Raw genomic sequence first — 1469 nt, forward strand, 5'->3', positions numbered from 1 at the left:
TTTCGTATGCATTTATTATATGACAGTAATGACCTAAAATCACTAGTATCAAATGCTACACGTTTTTGAACAGCCACGAAGTAAACACCTCGCCAAGGCAATTCTCTGACGCTGCCCGCCAGATAGATTTTTCCCGTTCTCAGTTAAAATCGTATCTAATCCGTTCGGTAGCGCTGATACGAGTTCTAGCAAATCGGTTATCTCAAGCGCAGCATCTAGTTCTTGTAGTGTAAATGAATCGCCAAGTAAGAGATTATCCAAAAGGGACGCACTAAAAATATGAGGAGACTGACTTACATATAGAACATGTTCATGTATTTGTTGTGTTGAAAGATGCGAAAGATCTTGCCCACAAAGCATAACAGCGCCAGTGTACTCAGGAATCTGTCCGGCCAACACACGCAGCAAGGTCGATTTACCAGCACCAGACTCACCTTGGATAAGAGTTTTCGAGCCTTTTGGAATAATGAAACTCAAATTGTGAAACAACGCCGGCTTGTCTGAACTATAGCTGTATGTAAAACGTGAAAACTCAATATCATTGGCCGTTTCATAAGAAGTCTGGTCACGCATGCCCACTTGATCAACATGTGCATTTAGCTCATATTTTTTGAAAACTGGCGATAAGGACTGCAACTGTGTCAGAATCGGATTAAACGCCGCAAGGGAATTTAATACATTATATGACAGGCTGGCCGTGGAGTTAATGGCGCCGATGGGCGTGAGTTTAGCAAAGATAAGAAAGCCTGTCCAACCGTTTATTACAAGTTGCCCAACCAGATTAATAAATCCGCCGGTATTAGAGGCGACAGTTTCGAATCTTACCTGATGTAGCTGTTTTTTAAGTACTAATTCAGAAGCCACTAAAATTTGTTCTGTGATTCTTTTAGTCAGGCCTAACGAATAAAGTGTTTCATAGCCAGCCAGTTGATCGTTTATCGTTCCGTATAAATCTTCATTTTGCTTAGTCGTCTCAAGGTTGGTTTGCTGTAGCCGTTTACGCCACAACTGCGGAATGCCTACCGTGACCACCCCAATAATCAACGCGACAATAACTAGACTCCAATGAAATGAGAATAGAGCAACGATCGAAAACAACGGATCTGAAATAATCTGTACCACTGAGAAAACATTGTTAAATCCTCGTTGCTCGATTAAGGCTACGTCTGATATCATCCACGAACTATAGCTACCGACGGTCTTCTCTGTGAAGGATGAGTACGACCGCGTGATTACCGAATTGGAAATATCTACACGTAGGTCGATGCTCATTTTGCCAGTGGCTTTTGCTCGCTTGTAATCTGTTAAAACTAAAAGACTACATAGTGGCTGTTCAAAAACGTGTAGCATTTGATACTAGTGATTTTAGGTCATTACTGTCATATAATAAATGCATACGAAATTCCGGTTTTCAGACATTTCCCGTGCATTTACGAAATTCACTCGGAGGTTTTATCCATGGTTTATCG

1 protein-coding gene is annotated in these 1469 nt (G+C 41.3%); it reads right to left on the reverse strand.

Annotated features, from left to right (window positions below; genetic code table 11):
• Positions 1 to 48: 48 nt before the first annotated feature.
• Complete coding sequence (locus EKM95_RS11545) at positions 49 to 1350, reverse strand: ATP-binding cassette domain-containing protein (RefSeq protein ID WP_125698564.1); 1302 nt, start codon at positions 1348 to 1350, stop codon at positions 49 to 51.
• Positions 1351 to 1469 lie beyond the last annotated feature (119 nt).

The sequence above is a fragment of the Lacticaseibacillus yichunensis genome (assembly GCF_003946405.1).
Classification (GTDB): Bacteria; Bacillota; Bacilli; order Lactobacillales; family Lactobacillaceae; genus Lacticaseibacillus; species Lacticaseibacillus yichunensis.

What these genes read in the sequence shown, in the direction of transcription:
- EKM95_RS11545 (WP_125698564.1), bottom strand. Translation starts at nt 1,350, where the DNA reads ATGCTACACGTTTTTGAACAGCCACTATGTAGTCTTTTAGTTTTAACA.